The organism is Stenotrophomonas sp. ISL-67, assembly GCF_018612915.1.
GTDB lineage: Bacteria > Pseudomonadota > Gammaproteobacteria > Xanthomonadales > Xanthomonadaceae > Stenotrophomonas.
In genome coordinates this window covers 35,200-54,078 of record NZ_JAGGRL010000004.1, presented here as the reverse complement: position 1 = coordinate 54,078, position 18,879 = coordinate 35,200, and the positions used below count along the sequence as shown (strand labels likewise).

The 18,879-nt window shown below is 65.9% G+C and carries 14 protein-coding genes; 2 read left to right on the top strand and 12 right to left on the bottom strand.

The features are described 5' to 3' along the window. The 6 genes from J7J08_RS06150 to J7J08_RS06125 form a co-directional block, all read right to left on the bottom strand. Positions 1-891, bottom strand: a complete 891-nt coding sequence (locus J7J08_RS06150; RefSeq protein ID WP_214902707.1) for a DUF58 domain-containing protein — start codon at positions 889-891, stop codon at positions 1-3. A 7-nt stretch (positions 892-898) separates the two neighbouring features. Then, positions 899-1,885: a MoxR family ATPase gene (locus J7J08_RS06145; RefSeq protein WP_214902704.1), complete on the bottom strand. Its 987-nt coding sequence runs from the start codon at positions 1,883-1,885 to the stop codon at positions 899-901. 61 nt (positions 1,886-1,946) lie between these two features. Beyond that, the gene (locus tag J7J08_RS06140; RefSeq protein WP_214902701.1) at positions 1,947-2,648 is read right to left on the bottom strand and encodes a DUF4159 domain-containing protein; all 702 of its coding nucleotides are present in this window, start codon (positions 2,646-2,648) and stop codon (positions 1,947-1,949) included. A gap of 43 nt (positions 2,649-2,691) precedes the next feature. Beyond that, entirely contained in the window at positions 2,692-4,026 is a 1,335-nt protein-coding gene (locus tag J7J08_RS06135; protein ID WP_214902698.1) for a TldD/PmbA family protein, read from the bottom strand. A gap of 21 nt (positions 4,027-4,047) precedes the next feature. After that, entirely contained in the window at positions 4,048-5,682 is a 1,635-nt protein-coding gene (locus J7J08_RS06130) for a TldD/PmbA family protein (RefSeq protein ID WP_214902695.1), read from the bottom strand. A gap of 23 nt (positions 5,683-5,705) precedes the next feature. Continuing rightward, entirely contained in the window at positions 5,706-7,334 is a 1,629-nt protein-coding gene (locus J7J08_RS06125) for a TldD/PmbA family protein (protein WP_214902692.1), read from the bottom strand. Between the two features lie 113 nt (positions 7,335-7,447). Here J7J08_RS06125 and J7J08_RS06120 point away from each other — a divergent pair, with 113 nt between their 5' ends. Then, positions 7,448-8,065 (top strand): DUF938 domain-containing protein, encoded by a 618-nt coding sequence (locus J7J08_RS06120; RefSeq protein ID WP_214902689.1) that lies wholly within the window; start codon positions 7,448-7,450, stop codon positions 8,063-8,065. Between the two features lie 75 nt (positions 8,066-8,140). On the opposite strand, the gene J7J08_RS06115 is transcribed toward J7J08_RS06120, so the two are convergent. From J7J08_RS06115 to J7J08_RS06095, 5 genes are all read right to left on the bottom strand, one after another. Then, on the bottom strand, positions 8,141-9,793 hold the full coding sequence (locus tag J7J08_RS06115; RefSeq protein ID WP_214902686.1) for a DUF2235 domain-containing protein: 1,653 nt from the start codon (positions 9,791-9,793) through the stop codon (positions 8,141-8,143). Further along, positions 9,790-10,707, bottom strand: a complete 918-nt coding sequence (locus J7J08_RS13360; protein WP_251006461.1) for a hypothetical protein — start codon at positions 10,705-10,707, stop codon at positions 9,790-9,792. Before J7J08_RS13360 ends, J7J08_RS06115 begins: the two co-directional genes overlap by 4 nt. Positions 10,708-10,842: 135 nt before the next feature. Continuing rightward, positions 10,843-12,120, bottom strand: a complete 1,278-nt coding sequence (locus J7J08_RS06105; RefSeq protein WP_214902683.1) for a type II toxin-antitoxin system HipA family toxin — start codon at positions 12,118-12,120, stop codon at positions 10,843-10,845. Then, a complete protein-coding gene (locus tag J7J08_RS06100) occupies positions 12,117-12,560 on the bottom strand; it encodes a helix-turn-helix transcriptional regulator (RefSeq protein WP_214902680.1) in 444 nt (147 codons plus the stop codon). Before J7J08_RS06100 ends, J7J08_RS06105 begins: the two co-directional genes overlap by 4 nt. Positions 12,561-12,747: 187 nt before the next feature. Further along, entirely contained in the window at positions 12,748-16,446 is a 3,699-nt protein-coding gene (locus J7J08_RS06095; protein WP_214902677.1) for an indolepyruvate ferredoxin oxidoreductase family protein, read from the bottom strand. Positions 16,447-16,608: 162 nt separating this feature from the next. Here J7J08_RS06095 and J7J08_RS06090 point away from each other — a divergent pair, with 162 nt between their 5' ends. Further along, a complete protein-coding gene (locus J7J08_RS06090) occupies positions 16,609-17,247 on the top strand; it encodes a tetratricopeptide repeat protein (protein ID WP_214902674.1) in 639 nt (212 codons plus the stop codon). Positions 17,248-17,301: 54 nt separating this feature from the next. Here the strand turns inward: J7J08_RS06090 and J7J08_RS06085 are convergent, their stop codons facing one another. After that, entirely contained in the window at positions 17,302-18,786 is a 1,485-nt protein-coding gene (locus J7J08_RS06085) for an AAA family ATPase (protein WP_214902672.1), read from the bottom strand. Positions 18,787-18,879: the final 93 nt, after the last annotated feature.

Here is an 18,879-nt window from a genome sequence, read left to right as displayed (position 1 = left end):
TCATCGCGCGCTCCCGGCCAGCAGGCGCAGCGGTGCGTCCAACGGCTGGTCGGTATGGGTCACCACGTGGGCAACGCCGCCGCGCTGCAGCCGCGCCTGCAGTACGCGCTGCGCCTCGGCGAAGCGGGCCAGGTAATCGTCGCGGACAGCGCGGCCATCGCCGAGCAGCTCCTCGCCGGTTTCCGGGTCACGGAACCGGTGGCCGTCCTGGAACGGAAAGTCGCGCTCGTCGGCGGTGAGGATCTGCAGCTGCGCCACGTCGCGGCGGGCGGCGGCAAGGCGCTCCAGCAGCACGATGCCCGCTTCATCGAACCCGTCACCCAATGCGATCAGCATGTCGTTGGCCTGCACCCGCTCCCACACCGGGCGCAGCGCCTCCTGTGCCGGCCATGCGCCGGTGGCGCGCAGGCGGTAAGACAGCAGGTGGATACGGTCGCGCTGACGCGCGCCGCCACCAGCGGGGATCAGCTGCACGCCCGAGCCATTGACCACGATCAGCCCGAAGCGGTCGCCTTGTTGCAGCGCCAGTTCGACGATGCAGGCGGCTGTAGCGCAGGCATGGTCGAGCCTGGATGCACCGGGACGGGCGCGGTCGCACTGGCCTGCCGAGGCGGTGGCATCGACCAGGATCCAGATCGTGACCGGGCTCTCGCGCTCGGATTCGCGCACGAAGAAACGGTCCGAACGTGCATAGAGCTTCCAGTCGATCTGGCGCAGCTCGTCGCCAGGTTCGTAGGCGCGGTACTGGGCGAACTCCAGCCCGGCACCGCGGCTGCGGCTGGCATGCTGGCCGATGCCCTGCGCGCCGGCAGCACGCCGCGGCAACAGCCGCAGCGCCTTCAGGCGGCTGCGCACATCGGCGGGAATGGCGATCGGGGCGTGCGGGCTCACGGCAGGCTCAGGCGGGGAAGGGCACGGCCTGCAGCAACGCAGCGATCACATCGTCGGCGCCCTTCTGCTCGGCTTCGGCAGCAAACGAGAGCAGCAGGCGGTGGCGCATCACCGGCGCCATCAGCGCCTGCACGTCCTCGCGGGTAGCGGCGAAGCGACCCTGCAGCAGGGCACGCGCCTTGGCCGCCAGCACCAGCGACTGGCCGGCACGCGGGCCGGCACCCCATTTGATCCAGTGGTTCACCGCGTCGGGCGCGCTGCTGCCGGGGCGGCTGGCGCGGACCAGACGGGTGATCCAGGTCAAGACGTCGTCGCTGACATGCACCTGGCGCACCGCCGCCTGCAGGGCCAGCACGTCCTCGGCGTGCATCACCTTGGGCACCGCGCCGGTGACGCTGCCGGTGGTCTGCACCAGGATGTCGCGCTCTTCCTGTTCGGTGGGGTAGTCCACCCGGACGTGCAGCAGGAACCGGTCCAGCTGCGCTTCCGGCAGCGGGTAGGTGCCGGCCTGTTCAATCGGGTTCTGCGTGGCCAGCACGAAGAACGGCGCGGGCAGTGCGTAGGTGGTGCCGGCGTAACTGACCGTGCGCTCCTGCATCGCTTCCAGCAACGCGGCCTGGGTCTTGGGCGGCGTGCGGTTGAGTTCGTCGGCCAGCAGCAGGTGCGTGAAGATCGGCCCCTGCTGGAAACGGAAATGGCGGTGGCCGGTGCCGTGGTCTTCCTCCAGCAGCTCGGTGCCCAGGATGTCGCTGGGCATCAGGTCGGGGGTGAACTGCACGCGCCGGAACTGCAGCTCCAGCGCCTGCCCCAGCGAGCGGACCAGCAGGGTCTTGCCCAGTCCCGGCGCGCCTTCCAGCAACACATGCCCACCGGCGAGCAGCCCGATCAGCAACTGCTCCACCACGTCATGTTGGCCCACCACGGCCTTGCCCAGCGCATCGCGCAGGGGCTGCAACTTGGAAAGAAGGGCGTCAATGGGGCTATCGGTTTGCATGGCACGCTCGCAGCAATGAATGTAGAGCCACGCCCTGCGTGGCTGAAGAAATAAGCGGAACCTAATTATTCAACGCATACATCACGATGTTCACCCCGAACCGCGTGTTGTCCTCGGCCAGGAACCGCTTGTTGCGCCAGTCGTAATCCCACTCACAACCGTAGTCCTTGTTGCTGTAGAGCACACCCAGCCGCCCATCGACCTCGATGCCCTTCAGGTAATCGTGCACCAGGTCATCGCCCCAGCCGTTGAGCTCGAACCCGGTGGCCGGTGGCCCATCCGGGAACTTGAAGAAGCTGCGGTACAGCGCATGCGTGTTGGGCAGCTTCTTGAGCGCAGCCGCCCCGAACAGCTTGGCCATCTGCGCTTCGAACGACTTGGCGAACAGCCCGTCGATATCGTGGTTGCAGTCATCCACGAACACGAACCCGCCATTGCGCACGTAACGCACGAAGTTCTGCCGCTCGGCCGCATTGAACTCCACCAGCTTGTGCCCGGCCAGGTAGCAGAACGGGGCGTCCAGCATGCGCGGGTCCGACAGCGCGATCACCCGCTCGGTCGGGTCCACGCGTAGCGAGGTGTAGTCGATCAACGAGGTGATCAGGTTGGACGGCATGCGCGCGTCCACGTCCCAGTCGCCGGAGTCGTACTTGAGCCGGGTGAACCAGAAGTCGTAGCGCCCGGCCTGGGCGCGGGCGAACGAGGGCAGGGCCGCGAAGGCGGCCCCGCCGAGCATCAGCCGCAGGAACTGCGCGCGGTTCATCGCCGCACGCGCTTCCCGGGGCGTCTGCCGATACCGCGTTCCATCAGACCGCGTCGGACAGCGAGGTGAAGGTGAAATCGCGCAGCTTCATCGGCGGGATCATCATCACGAAGCTGGATTCGTCGCCGGCCACGCGCACCGGCTTGCCCAGTTCTTCGATGTTGTTGAGCATGATCACCGGCGATTCGTTGAAGCGGAAGTTTTTCACCGGGTACTTGATCTGGCCGTTCTCGATGTAGAAGGTGCCGTCGCGGGTCAGGCCGGTGAGCAGCACGGTCTGCGGGTCGACCATGCGGATGTACCAGGTACGGGTGACCAGGATGCCCTTCTGGGTGCCGCGGACCAGGTCAGCGGTGCTCTTGTCGCCGCCGCTCATCAGCAGGTTGCCCGGGCTGGCATTGGCGGTCTTGCCCTGCTTCTGCGCCCAGAAGCGCGAGTAATCCAGGTTGGCGACCTTGCCGTTCTCGATGATGGCCAGCTTGTTGCGCGGCAGGCCCTGCTGGTCCCACGGCAGCACCGGCGCCTCGGAGTGCCCAGGGTCGGCATACATGTTCACGCGCGGGTCGTAGACCTGCTCGCCCAGCTTGTTGCCGCCGCCCTTTTTGGAAAGGAAGCTGCGGCCTTCGTCGGCGGCGCGCGCATCGAAGAAGTTCATCATGAAGCTGATCAGGCCCGCCGCTGCAGCCGGTTCCAGGATCACCGTGTACTTGCCTGGCTCCAGCGCCTTGGCTTCGGACGATTCGGTGGCCTTGCGCATGGCGATGCGCACGTCCTGGTCGGCCTTGAAGTCGGCTGCGTCCTTGAGGTTGCGGCCCACCCAGCCCGACCCGCGCCCGTCTTCGGTGCGCACGGTGCAGGTGTAGTCGAAGTTGGTGGTGCGCTGGTAGCCGAAGTTGCCATTGCTGTTGGCGGTGGCCTGGAAGCCCTGGCCATCTTCCAGGAAGCCGGCAGCGATCAGGCCGTTGCCACGGCAGGGCGCGATTGAATCGGCGGCGACCTTGGCGCGGAACGCCGGGTCGATGGCGGCGGTGGATTCGCTGAAGGTCGGGCTGGCGGTGTAGGCCTGCTTGCCGATGGCCGGCAGGAACTCCGGGTTTTCCGGAGCCAGGCGGGCCAGGTCTTCGGCGCGGCGGACCACGCGTTCCAGCGCGGCGTCGTCGAATTCGTTGATCGAAGCGGTGCCGACGCGCTTGCCGAAGGCGACCGTGACGGCCAGTTCGGTGTTATCCACGATGCCGCTGGTGGAGACGTTGTTGAGGGCGAAACGGATGTTGCCATCGATCGAGCCGGCAAGCACCGCGGTGGTTTCATCGGCCTTGGACAGCGCGATGACCTTGTCGAGGATGGCCTTGGCCTTGGCTTCGGTGAAGATACTCATGGAATTAGGGCTCCTGACCGGTCAGCCGAGGCTGCGCGCGGTGTTGATGACATTGATGCCGTTGAAGCGCGCGGTGGACGAACCGTGCGAGACCGCCGAGACCTGGCCCGGCTGGCCCTTGCCGTCGAAGAACGAACCGCCCAGGCGGTAATCGCGTTCGTCGGCCACGGCGCTGCAGGCGTTCCAGAATTCCGGCGTGCGGATCTGGTAGGCCACGTCTTCCAGCATGCGGGTGATCTGGCCGTTCTTGATTTCGTAGAACAGCTGGCCACCAAACTGCGCGTTGTAGCGCTGCTGGTCGATGGAGAACGAGCCATCGCCGATGATGTAGATGCCGTTCTCGACGTCCTTGATCATGTCGGCCACGCTCAGCGGAGTCTTGCCCGGTGCCATCGACACGTTGGCCATGCGCTGGAACTGCACGCTGGACCAGGAATCGGCATAGCAGCAGCCGTCCGATTCGGTCTTGCCCAGGATGTGCGCCTGGTCGCGGATGGTCTGGTAGTCGACCAGCTTGCCGTCGCTGATCAGGTCCCAGCGCTTGGTCTTGACGCCTTCATCGTCGTAGGCCACCGCACCGAGGCTGCCCGGCTGGGTCTTGTCGGCGAAGATGTTGACCAGGTCGCTGCCGTACTGGAAGTGCTGTTCGCGCTTGTCCAGGGTGGCGAAGCTGGTACCGGCGTAGTTGGCCTCGTAGCCCAGCACGCGGTCCAGTTCCAACGGGTGGCCGACCGATTCGTGGATGGTCAGCCAGGTATGCGAGGGGTCCAGTACCAGGTCGTACTTGCCCGGCTTGACCGACGGCGCCTTCAACTTCTCCTGCGCCTGCTTGGCCGCGGCGATGGCGTCTTCCTTCATGTCGTAGGAAGCGCCGTAGTTGACCACGCCGTTGGGCGTGAGCACCTTGCCCGACGCGGCACCGTCCAGGTATTCGTAGCCCATGCCCATCGGTGCGGACAGGCCCTCGCGGGTGCGGAACTTGCCGCTGGCCTTGTCGATGGCGGTGATCGTCATCGGGGCCCAGATGCGGTGCACGTCCTGGTCGATGTAGGAACCATCGGTGGAGGCGAAGTACTTCTGTTCGTTGACCAGGAACAGCATCGAGTTGACGAAGCTGGCGCCGGCGCCCATCGCGGCGGCATTGACGTCCAGCAGCAGCTCGACCTTTTCCTTGATCGGCACCTCCATCGCGTTCTTGCGGATCGGCGTCTTCCAGCTCACCTCGCCCACGCCGGGCGTGGCGGCCAGCTGCACCGGGGCGGTCTGCACGCCGGCATTGGCCTTGGCGATGGCCACCGCCTGCTGCGCGGCGCGCGCCACGTCGGTCGGGTTGAGCTGGTTGGTGGCGGCAAAGCCCCAGGCGCCGTTGACGATCACGCGGATGCCCACACCGGTGGATTCGGTGTTCACCACGTTCTGCACCTTGTCTTCGCGGGTGATCACGAACTGGCGCAGGTAACGGCCGATACGCACATCGGAGTAGGTGGCACCGGCCTGGCGGGCGGCGGCGAGCGCGGCGTCGGCCAGGCGCTTCTTCAGCGCCGGGTCCAGGGTGCTGTGCAGCTGTTCGGCGGCGATCACCTTGCCGAAGAACGACGGCACGATCAGGCCGCCAGCAGTGAGCCCGGTCAGGGCAAGGAAGTCACGTCTTTGCAAGGCAGCTCTCCATGTGAATGCACTCAGCCCAGGCTGCGTGCGGTGTTGATGATGTTGATGCCGTCGAAGCGCGTGGTCGCCGAACCGTGCGACACCGCCGACACCTGGCCGGGCTGGCCCTTGCCATCGAAGAACGAACCGCCGAAGCGGAAATCGCGCTCGTCGCAGATCGCGCTGCAGGCGTTCCAGAACTCCGGCGTGCGGATCTGGTACGCCGCGTCTTCGACCATGCCGGCGATCTGCCCGTTCCTGATCTGGTAGAACAGCTGCCCGCCGAACTGCGCGTTGAAGCGCTGCTGGTCGATGGAATACGAGCCACGGCCGTGGATGTAGATGCCGTTCTCCACGTCCTTGATCATGTCGGTCACGCTCAGCGGGGTCTTGCCCGGTGCCAGCGACACGTTGGCCATGCGCTGGAACTGCACGCTGGACCAGGAATCGGCGTAGCTGCAGCCGTGTGATTCGGTCTCGCCCAGCAGGTGGACTTCATCGCGGGTGGCCTGGTAGTTGACCAGGATGCCGTCCTTGACCAGGTCCCAGCGCTTGGTCTTGACCCCTTCATCGTCGTAGCCCACCGCGCCCAGGCTGCCCGGTGCGGTCTTGTCGGCGAAGAAGTTGACCCGCTCGCTGCCCCAGCGGTAGCCGGCATCGCGCTTGTCCAGCGTGGCGAAGCTGGTGCCGGCGTAGTTGGCCTCGTAACCCAGCACGCGGTCCAGCTCGAGCGGGTGGCCGACGTTCTCGTGGATGGTCAGGAACAGGTTGGACGGGTCGAGCACCAGGTCGTACTTGCCCGGCTTGACCGACGGTGCCTTGAGCTTCTCGCGGGCATGCCGCGCGGCGGCGATCGCGTCTTCGACCGGATCGTAGGAATCACGATAGGCGGTGATCCCGCCGGGCAACTGGATCTTGCCGCTGGCGTCGCCGTCCAGGAACTCGTAGCCCATGCCCATAGGCGAGGACAGCCCGGCCCGGGTGCGGAACTTGCCGGTGCTCTTGTCGATGGCGGTGGCGGTGAACGGCAGCCAGATCCGGTGCACGTCCTGGTCGATGAATGAGCCGTCGCTGGAGGCGAAGTACTTCTGTTCGTTGACCAGGAACAGGGTGGAGTTGATGAAATCGGCGCCGGCGTTGATCGCCGCCGCATTCAGGCTGAGCAGCAGCTCGACCTTGTCCTGGATCGGCACGGCCATGGCGTTCTTGCGGATCGGCGTCTTCCAGCTCACATCGCCCACCCCGGTCACCGGGGCCAGCTGCACCGGGCGGGTCTGGATGGCTGCGTTGGCGCGGGCGATGGCGGCCGCCTGCTCCACGGCGGCCAGGATTGCGGCCGGGGTCTGCTGGTGGGTGGCGGCAAAGCCCCACGCACCGTTGACGATGACCCGGATGCCGATCCCGGACGATTCGCTGTTGGTCACGTTCTGCACCCGCGCCTCGCGGGTGATCACCGCCTGGTTGAGGTAGCGGCCGATGCGCACGTCGCAGTAGCTGGCCCCTGCCCGTTTGGCGGCGGCCAGGGCGGCTTCGGCGAGCGCCTTGTTGCGGGTCGCGTTGGCCGGCTCGAGCAGCTGCTCGGCGGCGATCGCGCGGGAATGCGGCAGCATCAGGCCGGCAAGGCCCATACCGGACAGGGTCAGAAACTCACGGCGTTGCACAGCTGGCGATTCCCCAGGAACGATCAGCCTTCGACTGTCGTTTGTGACCCGGTGCTGGCACAAGTGACTGCGGTCATGGTTGGATGTGCGCTGATCCGACATTTCCAATCGTCATGAGCCAACAACGCTGGTCCGAGGCCTGCGAGCGCAACCGCGACCCGATCCTGGCCGTGCTGCGCCGCCATCTGCAGGACCGCCGCCGCGTGCTGGAGATCGGCAGCGGCACCGGCCAGCACGCCGAGTACTTCGCCGCCCAGCTGCCGCACCTGGTGTGGCAGGCCAGCGACCACCCGGACTACCTGCCGGGTATTGCCGAACGACTGGCCGAGGCGGGCCTGCGCAACGCACCGGCGCCATGGCCGTTGCAGGCGGTGCTTGCGCCGGTGCCGGGCCTGGCACCGCTTCCGGATGGACCGCTGGGCTTCGATGCCGTGTTCAGCGCCAACACCCTCCACATCATGAGCTGGGCCCACGTGCAGGCCCTGCTCGCCGGGCTGCCGGCGGTGATGGGTGAGGGTGCGCTGCTGTGCGTGTATGGCCCATTCAATTACAACGGCAACTACACCAGCGACAGCAACCGGCAGTTCGATGGGTGGTTGAAGGCGCGGGATCCGGAGTCGGGTATCCGGGATGCGGAGGCGGTGGATGCGCTGGCGGCAGCGCAGGGACTGCGGCTGGTTGACGATGTGGCGATGCCGGCCAACAACCGGCTGCGTGTCTGGCGACGGTGACTCGCGCGGCCTGCCACCCCGGACCCGCATGGCGTGTTCCTTGCATAGGCTTGGGCGAGACGGTATCTACGCGAATTAGCGCGAAAACCCGCCCAAGGCTGGCGCTTCGGCGTGCTGCGCAGCGGCGTGCTGCAACTGGAAGGCCTGCTGCTGCTCGATCTCGCTGGCTGCAGCCTCCAGCTTCTGGTCCGACACCGCTACCGGCGTCTGCTTGGCCAGTTCGATATCAAACGGCACCCGCTGCGGGTCATGTGGTCCGTTCCCATGCTGGACAAGGAAGGCGTAGCCCTTCGACCCAAACACAACGTCATCGACGCGGGAAATCTCGCTTCCCTGCAGCGGCCCGCTGATGCCGCCGGGGTACAACGCCTGGCGCGTTTCCCGGTTGTCCATCGCGCAGGCCAACGCCGAGCGGCAGAACTGTTCGCGTTCCAGTCCGTTCGCGAAGCTGATCTGCCCCTTGTCCTCGGCGGCCTGAACGCCTTCCCGGATGCGGGTCAGTGTCGGGTTCTGCGCGTGCTCGGGGTCGTCCGGCGTCGTCCGGTGATCGCGCTGCGCGGCCAGCTCCACCAAAGCCTGCAGCTGCAGCTGTTCCACCGGATCGGGCTGGATGGAGCGGTGCTCGAACCGCGCCGCCAGCGCCTGGTCGATCGGCTCGGAGTCGTTGCACGGGTCCACGATCTTGCAGTTGGCCAGTGCCTCGCGCAGATCGCGCTTGCCATCGCCGTCGATCTTCAGCCCGTACAGCGCGGTCGCGCCGCCGGCCTGGTACAGCGTCATCGTGTCCAGGTCCATGGGCACGGCGCGCTTTTCGAACAGCGGCTCATCGCGCAACGTGTTCAGATAGTCGATTGCAGCGTTGCCGGTCAGGATCTCCAGGCCTGCATCGCGGTTCCCGCCGCCCACGTTGGAATGGCCACCTGGCGCGGCTACGTTGATGGCACGCCCATCCGGCGTCATCCCGGGATCGTTGATGGCCTGGTGCGGAAACAACTCGCGCCGCTCATGGGCGGCCATGATCGCCACGCGCGAGATCACGCTCGGTGGCAGGCGGGCGTCGAAGTTGGCGGGCAGGTTGGTCGCCACTGGATCCAGCAGCAGGGTGGCCTGTGCGGTCTGGCCTGGCGGCACCAGCGGTGGCAATCGGCTGATGACGCTGATGTTGCCGTTCTTGTCATGGCCAAACCCGAGGCCTTCTTCAGGAACGATGCCGTACTCATCAATCAACCGGAGCAGGCCCGCCGTCTGTACCGCGCCACGGCTGTAGCCGATGCCGATGACACGGATTTCGGCTTCAGGATCGTTGTTGGCCCATACACTCGCCTGACTTGCCAGGTCGCGATACGCGTCCTTGATTCCATCTTCCCACGTATGTGCAAGCATACCGTCCCATGCACGGGCCATCGCCCTCGGCTGGGTTCCAATGCCTCTGGAGTAGTGTGCACCTATGCGGCTGTCTGGCTCGTCCGCTCTAGCCAGCGCCTGCTCATACAGCCTCCCGACAGTGGTAGCTGGGCCAAGCCTCGGGTTGTTCAGGTCTTGACCCGTTCCATCCAGGAACGCGAAGAACAGATACTCATTTGTAGTGGCCTTGCGCTGGAGAACAGGCACCGAAAGCTGTTGCAACTGCTGCCGGACATCCTGCTCCATCCGGAAGTCATCTGTGGTCGCAGGACGACTACCTGCGCTGGAATTAACTTTGCCCACGGCAACACTCCATTTGCTCAATAGGTATACGTCTTGACCAGTACAAGATCGCGGCGCGAGGTGCTGTATCGATTACCGGGCTTCTGAAGGTGCTTCGTTGGCACTGATGCCACCATGTAAACGCGAATCACGCGATCGTTCACCTCCAGGAGGATTGAAGGCGGGCTTTCGTTCTTTCCATCAGGAAGATCAGCGGCCTCCTCACGAGGTACGAAATGGCGCATCAGTTGATCCTTGAAGATTTCCCCAATATCAATCTCGGCCTTGTGCGAACTTCCATCCTTGGAACGCCAGACCACCTTGGCGGCAGAGGGGAAGTTGGGGACCGCGCCGTAGCTGCCGTTCCAATCCTTGAGGTAATCTGGGCCATAGGACGCCGATGACCTCGTGGGCTTGTCCCCGCCAAAATCGAAGTTGTCGTAGATCACGTGGCATTCAAGCGTGTTGTAGCAGCGCGGGCCGAAGCTATGCTTCTCAAACCGCAGCGGCCATTCCACCGGCTTGTAGTTCATCTTCGCTGCAATGGCGGGATCACCCTCCGGCACCAGCTCGCCAGTAGTAACAACCGGCGTCTCAGGATAGGTATAGCGGACAGAGGACACCGGCGCGTTCTCCTGCATCTGTGTGGCCTTGGGCGTGGCCGCCCCGGGAGTGGCGCAGGCGGCCAGCGCCAGGCTGGCGACGGCGGCAACCTGCATGGGCATCTTCGGCATCGCACTTTCCTCATCATCGCGCCCAGTGGGCATCGGTGTTTCCGGCAACAGCGGAAGCGGCCTGCGTTTGCGCAGGATCGGTAAACCACCCGGTGGCAGTGCCCCGAGTGCTTCTATCGTCTGTGTGTTGATGATCGCCACGTCGCGCAGCAGCTGGGCGTCGTGGAAGGGGTCCTGGACCTTCAGTACCCGGGCCCCGCGCAGTTTCCTGTCGTCGTCCATCGCCCGCCTCCGATCATCCCTGTCGTCGCCCGATCATAGACGAGCCTTGAGCGCCGGTGTTCCTGGCTGACGCATTCGACTTCGATATGCGGGCGTTGCGGGTACATAGGCCTCCGCGCGTGGCGCCGCAGGCGATCAGGCTTCCGTGGAAAATTTGGCCAGGCAGCGCTGGCAGCTGGAGGCGATCTCCTGGACCAGTGTTTCCAGGACAGGGTGTTCGATACCCTCGTCTTCCAACTGCAGGCGCTGCTCCTCGGCCACGAGGGGAAGTTCGAGCGCCATGCTGGCCAGCATCTCCATCGCCATGACCGGAGCGAGGCGCATGGCCATGGCGGTAGCCTGCCAATCGCGCAACGTGATGTCCCACCAGCGATAGTGGCTGCCGACTTTCATGGCGAGCTTGATTTTTCGCTTCTGCAACTGCGGGTAGGGGAGTGCGCTGGAGATGTCGTAAAGCGGCGCCAGGCGGACCTGCTCGCTGTCCAGAAGCAGCGAGTAGTTCTTGGCGTGTGCATCGGTCCCGCCAATCAGATAGTTGAACGCCAAGGCCCGGAACAGCATCTCCACGTCTTCTTGCGGATGGCTGGCATGTTCCCACAGGACATCCGCAAGGTCAGCGGCGCCGGGTCCACCCTGGTTCTGGTACTTGATCTGAGGCATGACGCCCAGCGCCTGGCAGAAGTCCTCCTGGTGAATGCGCATCCATCCTTCCGCGGTACGCTTGCGGTCATAGCGTTCCACGCAGATGGCGGATTCTCCCTCCATCTCGATTTTTTCGGAGAATGCCGCCGGCATGCCCATCGCGCGGGCAAGGCGCAGGCAGAACATCTCGTTCTCGACGAAGCCGTTGTAGTCACTGCCGGGCGGCTTGAGGATGTGCGTTGTGGGAATACGTCCGCTGGGCACCGCCCAGCCGTCATCCGTTCTCAGCAACGCAATCTTGGCCTGCGTGCCGGCGAGACTGAACTGGCCAATATCCCCAAGCCAGCGACCACTGCCGACATCGCGCCGGACCTGCGAAAGGCGCGCGGCAACCTGCGCTTCGCTCAAGGGCTCGATGCCATCGGCCTCGCCTGCGATGACCGCCTCAACGCGTTCGGATGCAACGAACTGGACGGCGCCCGCGCAGTCTTCGCCCACGTGTGCAAGCAGGCCAACCGGATTGCGTGGCGAGACGTGGAAGCGCGACGCCCAGCCTTGAAGCGTGTTGTCGTTGTCAGGCAGCAGCCCCCACGCGACAGCCGCCACTGCGCCGGGCGCGTGGGTGGTTGCGCTGAGCGGCAGGCACAGCGACAGCGGGAAGGCCCCGGACGCGCCGCGCCATTCCGGGGTGTACGCGAAGTGCGGGTTGCCGTGTGCATCCTGACGCAACGTGCCCATGGGTACACCCTGCATCAGCACGTGGAGGCTCATTTCGGTTTCCGATGCTTGCCGGTGTACGACGGGGGCGTTTCATGCACGCTCGGTGGTTCCGCCGTTCCCTGATGGCCGGTGGCAGCGCGTGCGCGTTCCAGGATCTGGGCATACGACAGCGGCAAGCGATACGGGTCTGTGCGTGGTGATGCCGCAGGAACCGCGCGGTGGCGGTCAAGGATGTCGTCCAGCCCCGCTGCAGGGATGGCAAAGCGGGCGGGCTCCGTTTGCTGATCCGCGGCTGCGAGCCGCAGGCCGAGCACGTTCATCACCCGCAGTACCAACTGCAGCTCCGCGCGCGGCTTGCCCTTCTCGATATCCACGACCCATTGGCGGCTGACGCCCGATTCGGAGGCCAGGCGCGCTTGGTCCCATCCCAGTGCCTTGCGGCGTTGCCGGATGATATTGCCGACATCTTCTGCAGTCTTGAGCGTAGCCATGACAGAAATGTAAGCGAGCGAACACACCTTCGCAAGTGTCTGCGAACGTTTACATTTCAATGGGGGCGGGCCGTTCCATCAATCCTTTCAATCGAAATGCATTCGATCGCTTACATATGCGGTCAAGTCACCGAACGGATACATCGGCTAAGTCGGCGTTTGTCGACATTGAGATCACGACGTCGGGCTACGCCACCTGCACGATATGCAGTGCCTTCGGGTTGCGCCACTGCGCCAGCAGCACCGCTTCGCGTGCCTTGGCCTTGTGCAGGTGGGCTTCCTTGACATGTCCGTAGCCGCGGATGTGTTCGGGAATGCTGGCAATTTCCACCGCCAATGCCACCCGGTCATCGCTCAGCCCTTCCAGCAGCAAGGCCACGGTCTGCTCGTAATCGGCGATCAGCCGACGCTCGCCACGGCGCTCTTCGGTACGCCCGAAGATATCGAACGTGCCGCCACGCAGGAACTTCAACTTCGCCAGCAGCCCAAACGCCTTCAGCATCCAGGGCCCGTACTCCTGCTTGATCAGACGGCCCTGTTCGTCCTTCTTCGCGAACAGCGGCGGGGCCAGGTGGAAGTGCACCTGGAAATCGCCCTCGAACTGCTGCTGCAGGCGGCGCTGGAATTCGCCGCTGGTGTACAGGCGCGCCACTTCGTACTCGTCCTTGTAGGCCATGAGCTTGAAGTAGTAACGCGCCACGGTTTCGGTCAGCGCGGTGCTGCCGGCCTTGTCCCACTCCGCCGTGCGCACGCGATCCACCAGCGCGCGGTAGCGCGCCGCATAGGCGGCGTCCTGGTAGTCGGCGAGGAAGCGCACGCGCCGTTCCACCAGCTCATCCAGTGAACGCGACAGGCGTTCGTCGTCCAGCGGCAGGAACGCCACGTCGCCACCACCGCCATGCCCTGGCAACCCACGCAGTTCGCGTTCGTCGCCGGTTTCGCGCGGTGCTGCGGTGGCGCCCCATTCGTTGCCTTCCCACTCGCCCGGCGGCAGGTCATGCAGCGGGCCGGGGGTGCGTTCTGCGTCGGTGTGGCCGTTGCGGACCAGGCCGGCGGCCTGCTGCACTGCCTGCGGATCCACCGCAGCCAGGCGGCCCCAGGCGAACGCCTGCTGGTTCATCGCCACCGCCGCACCATTGAGCTCCACCGCGCGCATCAGCGCCTCGAACGAGATCGGCACCAGCCCCTGCTGCCAGGCGTAGCCCAGGATGAACAGGTTGGAGGCGATCGCATCGCCCAGCAGCGCCGTGGCCAGCTGCGTAGCATCGAGCAGCAGCGGCTCGCGGCCACCGAGGGCGACGCGGATGCCGGCAATGATGTCGGCGGCCGGGAACTGCATGTCCGGGCGGGTGGTAAAGGTGCCCGGCATCGCTTCATAGGTGTTGAGCACCACCTGCGAACGCTCGGCGCGCAGCTTCGACAGCGCCCAGTAATCGTTGACCACCACCATGTCGCAGCCCAGCACCAGGTCGGCTTCGCCGGCGGCAATGCGCACCGCATGGATGTCTTCCGGCGTGCGTGCAATGCGGATATGCGTGGTCACCGCGCCGCCCTTCTGGGCCAGGCCGGTCTGGTCGAGCACGCTGGCACCCTTGCCTTCCAGATGCCCCGCCATGCCCAGCAGCGCACCGATGGTCACCACGCCGGTGCCACCGACGCCGGTGATCAGGATGTTCCAGGGCTGCTCCAGCGCGGTGCGGAAGGTCGGCGCCGGCAGGTTCTCCAGCAGGTCGCTGCGGTCGCTGCGCGCGCCCTTGCGCAGCTTGCCGCCGTGCACGGTGACGAAGCTGGGGCAGAAGCCGGTGGTGCAGGAATAGTCCTTGTTGCAGTTGGACTGGTCGATATCGCGCTTGCGCCCGAACTCGGTTTCCTTCGGCAGCACCGACACGCAGAAGCTCTTCTGCCCGCAGTCGCCGCACCCCTCGCAGACCAGCGAATTGACCACCACGCGCTTGGGCGGGTCGACCAGCTTGCCGCGCTTGCGGCGGCGGCGCTTTTCGGTGGCGCAGGTCTGCTCGTAGATCAGGATGCTGGTGCCCTTCACCTCGCGCAGCTGTTTCTGCACGGCATCGAGCTCGGCACGGTCATGGAATTCCACGCCGTCAGGGAACAGCTCGCGCTTGTTCCACTTGCCGATCTCATCGCTCACCAGCACGATCGTCTGCACGCCTTCGGCGCGCATCTGGTGGGCGATCTGCGGCACGGTCAGGGTGCCGTCCACCGGCTGGCCGCCGGTCATCGCCACCGCATCGTTGTAGAGGATCTTGTAGGTGATGTTCACCCCGGCGGCGATCGCCTGGCGGATCGCCAGCGAACCGCTGTGGAAGTAGGTGCCATCGCCCAGGTTCTGGAACACGTGTTCGGTGTCGGTGAACGCGGCCTGCCCGGCCCAGGTCACGCCTTCGCCGCCCATGTGGGTGAAGGTGTCGGTGCTGCGGTCCATCCAGGTGACCATGTAATGGCACCCGATGCCACCCAGCGCACGCGAGCCTTCCGGCACGCGGGTGGAGGTGTTGTGCGGGCAGCCCGAGCAGTAATGCGGCACGCGCGGGAAGCTGGCGCGCGGCAACGCGAGTTCGGCTTCCTTGGCGTCCATCCAGTGCAGGCGTTCTTCGATGGAATCGTTGTTGAAGAACTTCTGGATGCGCCGACCGACCACCCCGGCGATGGTGGCCGGGGTAAGCTCGTTGGTGGACGGCAGGATCCACTCGCCGGCCTCGTCGTACTTGCCCACGATCGACGGGCGCTGGCCCCAGCTGGCCGGCCAGTTGAAGAACTGCTCCTTCATCTGGCGCTCGATGAAGGCCCGCTTCTCCTCCACCACCACGATGTCTTCCAGGCCCTGGGCGAAACGCGCGATGCCTTCCGGTTCCAGCGGCCAGGTCATGCCGACCTTGTATACGCGGATGCCGATGTCGGCGCAGGCGCGCTCGTCCAGGCCCAGGTACTCCAGCGCCTGCAGCACGTCCAGGTAGCTCTTGCCGGTGGTGACGATGCCCAGTCGCGCGCGCGGCGAATCCATCACCACCCGGTCGATGCCGTTGGCCCGCGCGAACGCCTGGGCGGCCTTGACCGCATAGCGGTGCAGGCGCATTTCCTGGTCCAGCGGCGGGTCCGGCCAGCGGATGTTGAGTCCGCCGGCCGGCATCTCGAAGTCCTCGGGCAGCACGATCCGGCGCGCGAACGGGTCGACCTCTACCGACGCGGACGATTCCACCGTTTCGGCGATGGTCTTGAAGCCGATCCAGCGCCCGGTATAGCGGCTCATGGCCCAGCCGAGCAGGCCCATGTCGAGGATGTCCTGCACGCCGGCCGGATTGAGCACCGGCATCATCGCGCTGACGAATTCATCTTCGCTGCCGTGGGGCAGGGTGGAGCTGCGGCAGGCATGGTCGTCGGCGGCCAGCGCCAGCACGCCGCCATGCACCGAGGTGCCGGCGGCGTTGGCATGCTTGAACACATCGCCGCAGCGGTCCACGCCCGGGCCTTTGCCGTACCACATGCCGTACACGCCCTGGACCTTGGCCCCGGGGAACAGGTTGGTCTGCTGGGTGCCCCACACCATGGTCGCGCCCAGGTCCTCGTTGAGGCCGGGGGTGAACTTCACCCGCGCTGCGTCCAGATGCTGGCGGGCGCGCCACAGTTCCAGGTCGAAGCCGCCCAGCGGGCTGCCGCGGTAGCCGCTGATGAAGCCGGCGGTGTCCAGACCGGCGGCCTGGTCGCGCAGCTGCTGCATCAGCGGCAGGCGTACCAGCGCCTGCACCCCGCTCAGGTAAATGCGGCCATCGGTACGGGTGTACTTGTGGTCCAGCGTGTAGCTGTCGTCCAGCGGCCCGGCAGGCAGGGTGGCGGACGAAGGCGAGGTGAGTTCGGCGGTACTGGTCATGGCTGGCCCGTGCTGACGGCTGGCACGGCCGCCGCAGACGGCGGCCGGAAAGGGCGGAATTGTATCAGTCGGGCTGTTTTGGCCCTTCGGGACTCGCATCCGGAGCCGTGCAGCGGTTAGGATCGGGGAGGGAGGTTGTTGTGACAACCTGGGGGAATCTGTATGGCAGTGGCAAGAAAGATGCTGACCGGCATGGTGCTGGCGGTGGGGATGACAGTGTTCGGGGCGGCAGCGCAATCGTTGCCGGCATTGCAGGAGTTCTACTTCGATGACGACGTGGCTGCGGTCACGCCCGTGGTCGTGCCGGCTGACAGCAGCGATGTCGTCGACCAGCTGATGAAGCAACGCGAACGTGGGCGCAAGGCGCTGGAAGCCACCGTGCAGCTGGCCAGCGTGGCATATGCACAGGGCCGCCCGGAGCTGGGCAGTGAGTTGTACGCAGATGCGGAAAAGAGCGCACCCGGCACCACGGTGTCCGGGCGCATGGTGCGCTGGAACCATGGCTGGGACCTGTTCCGCCAAGGCGACGTGGACGGGGCCCTGGCGCAGTGGCACAGCGTCCAGCAAGGCCTGCGCGGCAATGCATCGTGGGTGCCGCCGACCTACGCGCTGGCGTTGTGGACGCTGGGTCGCAAGGACGAAGCGGTGCAGTGGTATGCCGCCGCCGTGCGCACCGAACCGCAGCGTTGGAGCACCAGCGCCGGCTACGCGCAGGCGCTGCCGGACTGGCGCGACAGCGAACGGGCCACGTTGGCCGAAGTGCAGCAGGCCTGGGCGGCGCAGCCACCGGCCTGGCCGTAACGTAGCGCCGGGCTCTGCCCGGCACGCGGTGGTGCAGCCGGGCAGAGCCCGGCTCTACTCGTCCGCGCTGACCGTCCGGCCCTTGGCCCATTCGCGCAAACCATTCACCTGTTCGGCCATCAGCACCGACAGCGGGCGGCTGCCGCGGATCTCGGTCATCAGCAGGTCGGTGTCCAGCGCACGCTCCTCGGCATGCGCCGCGTACAGCCCGGCGACCACGGCCTGTTCGATCTCCGCGCCCGAGAAGCCATCGCTGGCCGCGGCCAGCGCCGGCAGCGCGAAGTCGTCGGCGTTGAGCTGGCGGCGGCCCAGGTGCAGCCGCAGCAGTTCCACCCGGGTGTTGGCATCGGGCAGGTCGACGAAGAAGATCTCGTCGAAGCGGCCCTTGCGCAGCAGCTCGGGCGGCAGCTCATGCACCTGGTTGGCGGTGGCCACGATGAACACCGTGCTCCTGCGCTCGGCCAGCCACGTCAGCAGGTGGCCCAGCACGCGTCGGGACACGCCACCATCCTCGCCACCACTGGCCAGGCCCTTCTCGATCTCGTCGATCCACAGCACGCAAGGCGCCAGCTGCTCGGCCGAGGCCAGTGCCTCGCGCAGGTTCTTCTCGGTTTCGCCGTGGAACTTGGCATACAGGCTACCGAAGTCCAGGCGCAGCAGCGGCACGCCGAATCCGGCGGCGGTGGCCTTGGCCAACATCGACTTGCCGCAGCCCTGCACGCCCAGCAGCAGCATGCCCTTGGGCGGGTCGAGCCCGGCCGGACCCTGGCCGCCCAGGAACACCGGGCGGCGCTGGTTGACCCAGCGCTTGAGCCGGTTGGCTCCGGCCACATCGGCGAAGCGCGTGGTGTCGTATTCGTAATGCAGGTGTCCGGCACGGTTGAGCAGTTCGAACTTCAGCTTGGCCAGCTGCGGCAGGTCGTCCTGGCTGATCGCGCCATCGGCAAAGATCAGCTGGCGGGCGATCCGCCGCGCATCCACCAGGCTCAGCCCGCGCAGGTTGTGCAGGATCTTCTTGACCGCATCGTTGTCCACTTCGACCCGGCGGCCGCCGTTCTCGCGCGCATACGCGGCCACTTCCTCGCGCAGCATCTTGAGCAGCGCATTGGGGTCGGGCAGGCGGGGGTTGAAGCGGGTGGCCAGCGCTTCCAGCTCGGCCGGCAGCTCCACCTTGGCACCTACCAGCACCAGCACGTGGGCTTCGCAATGGCGGCGCTGGATCAGGTCGCGCAGCGCGCGCTGGTGGCTGGCGTAACCCAGGTAAGGATGGAAATCGAGCAGCAGGTAGATGCCACGCTGGTCGGCCTGGCGGATCATCTGCAGGGCCGCGCTGGCATCGGGCGGACCGACCGCATCGTCCTCGCGGTCCATGTCGATCCGGCGCAGCCCTTCGGTGATGGACCAGCGGTGCAGGGCCCGCCAGACATGCATCAGGGTCTGCCGGAACAGCTCCACCACACGACCTTCATCCTGGGTCTCGATCACGATCAGCGGGGTATTGGCGCGGATCAACGCGCTGAGGTCCTGTAACTCGCTCATACCGGCATGCAGTCCATTGGATCGCGCACGATAGCAAAGCGGCGCGGAACACAGGAGGTTCAGCCGCGCGACTATCTCCATCACGGAGGGCGG

Coding starts and splice junctions, on each gene's coding strand:
- J7J08_RS06095 (WP_214902677.1), bottom strand. CDS start 16,446: ATGACCAGTACCGCCGAACTCACCTCGCCTTCGTCCGCCACCCTGCCT.
- J7J08_RS06140 (WP_214902701.1), bottom strand. CDS start 2,648: ATGAACCGCGCGCAGTTCCTGCGGCTGATGCTCGGCGGGGCCGCCTTC.
- J7J08_RS13360 (WP_251006461.1), bottom strand. CDS start 10,707: ATGGACGACGACAGGAAACTGCGCGGGGCCCGGGTACTGAAGGTCCAG.
- J7J08_RS06100 (WP_214902680.1), bottom strand. CDS start 12,560: ATGGCTACGCTCAAGACTGCAGAAGATGTCGGCAATATCATCCGGCAA.
- J7J08_RS06085 (WP_214902672.1), bottom strand. CDS start 18,786: ATGAGCGAGTTACAGGACCTCAGCGCGTTGATCCGCGCCAATACCCCG.
- J7J08_RS06090 (WP_214902674.1), top strand. CDS start 16,609: ATGGCAGTGGCAAGAAAGATGCTGACCGGCATGGTGCTGGCGGTGGGG.
- J7J08_RS06105 (WP_214902683.1), bottom strand. CDS start 12,120: ATGAGCCTCCACGTGCTGATGCAGGGTGTACCCATGGGCACGTTGCGT.
- J7J08_RS06120 (WP_214902689.1), top strand. CDS start 7,448: ATGAGCCAACAACGCTGGTCCGAGGCCTGCGAGCGCAACCGCGACCCG.
- J7J08_RS06135 (WP_214902698.1), bottom strand. CDS start 4,026: ATGAGTATCTTCACCGAAGCCAAGGCCAAGGCCATCCTCGACAAGGTC.
- J7J08_RS06145 (WP_214902704.1), bottom strand. CDS start 1,885: ATGCAAACCGATAGCCCCATTGACGCCCTTCTTTCCAAGTTGCAGCCC.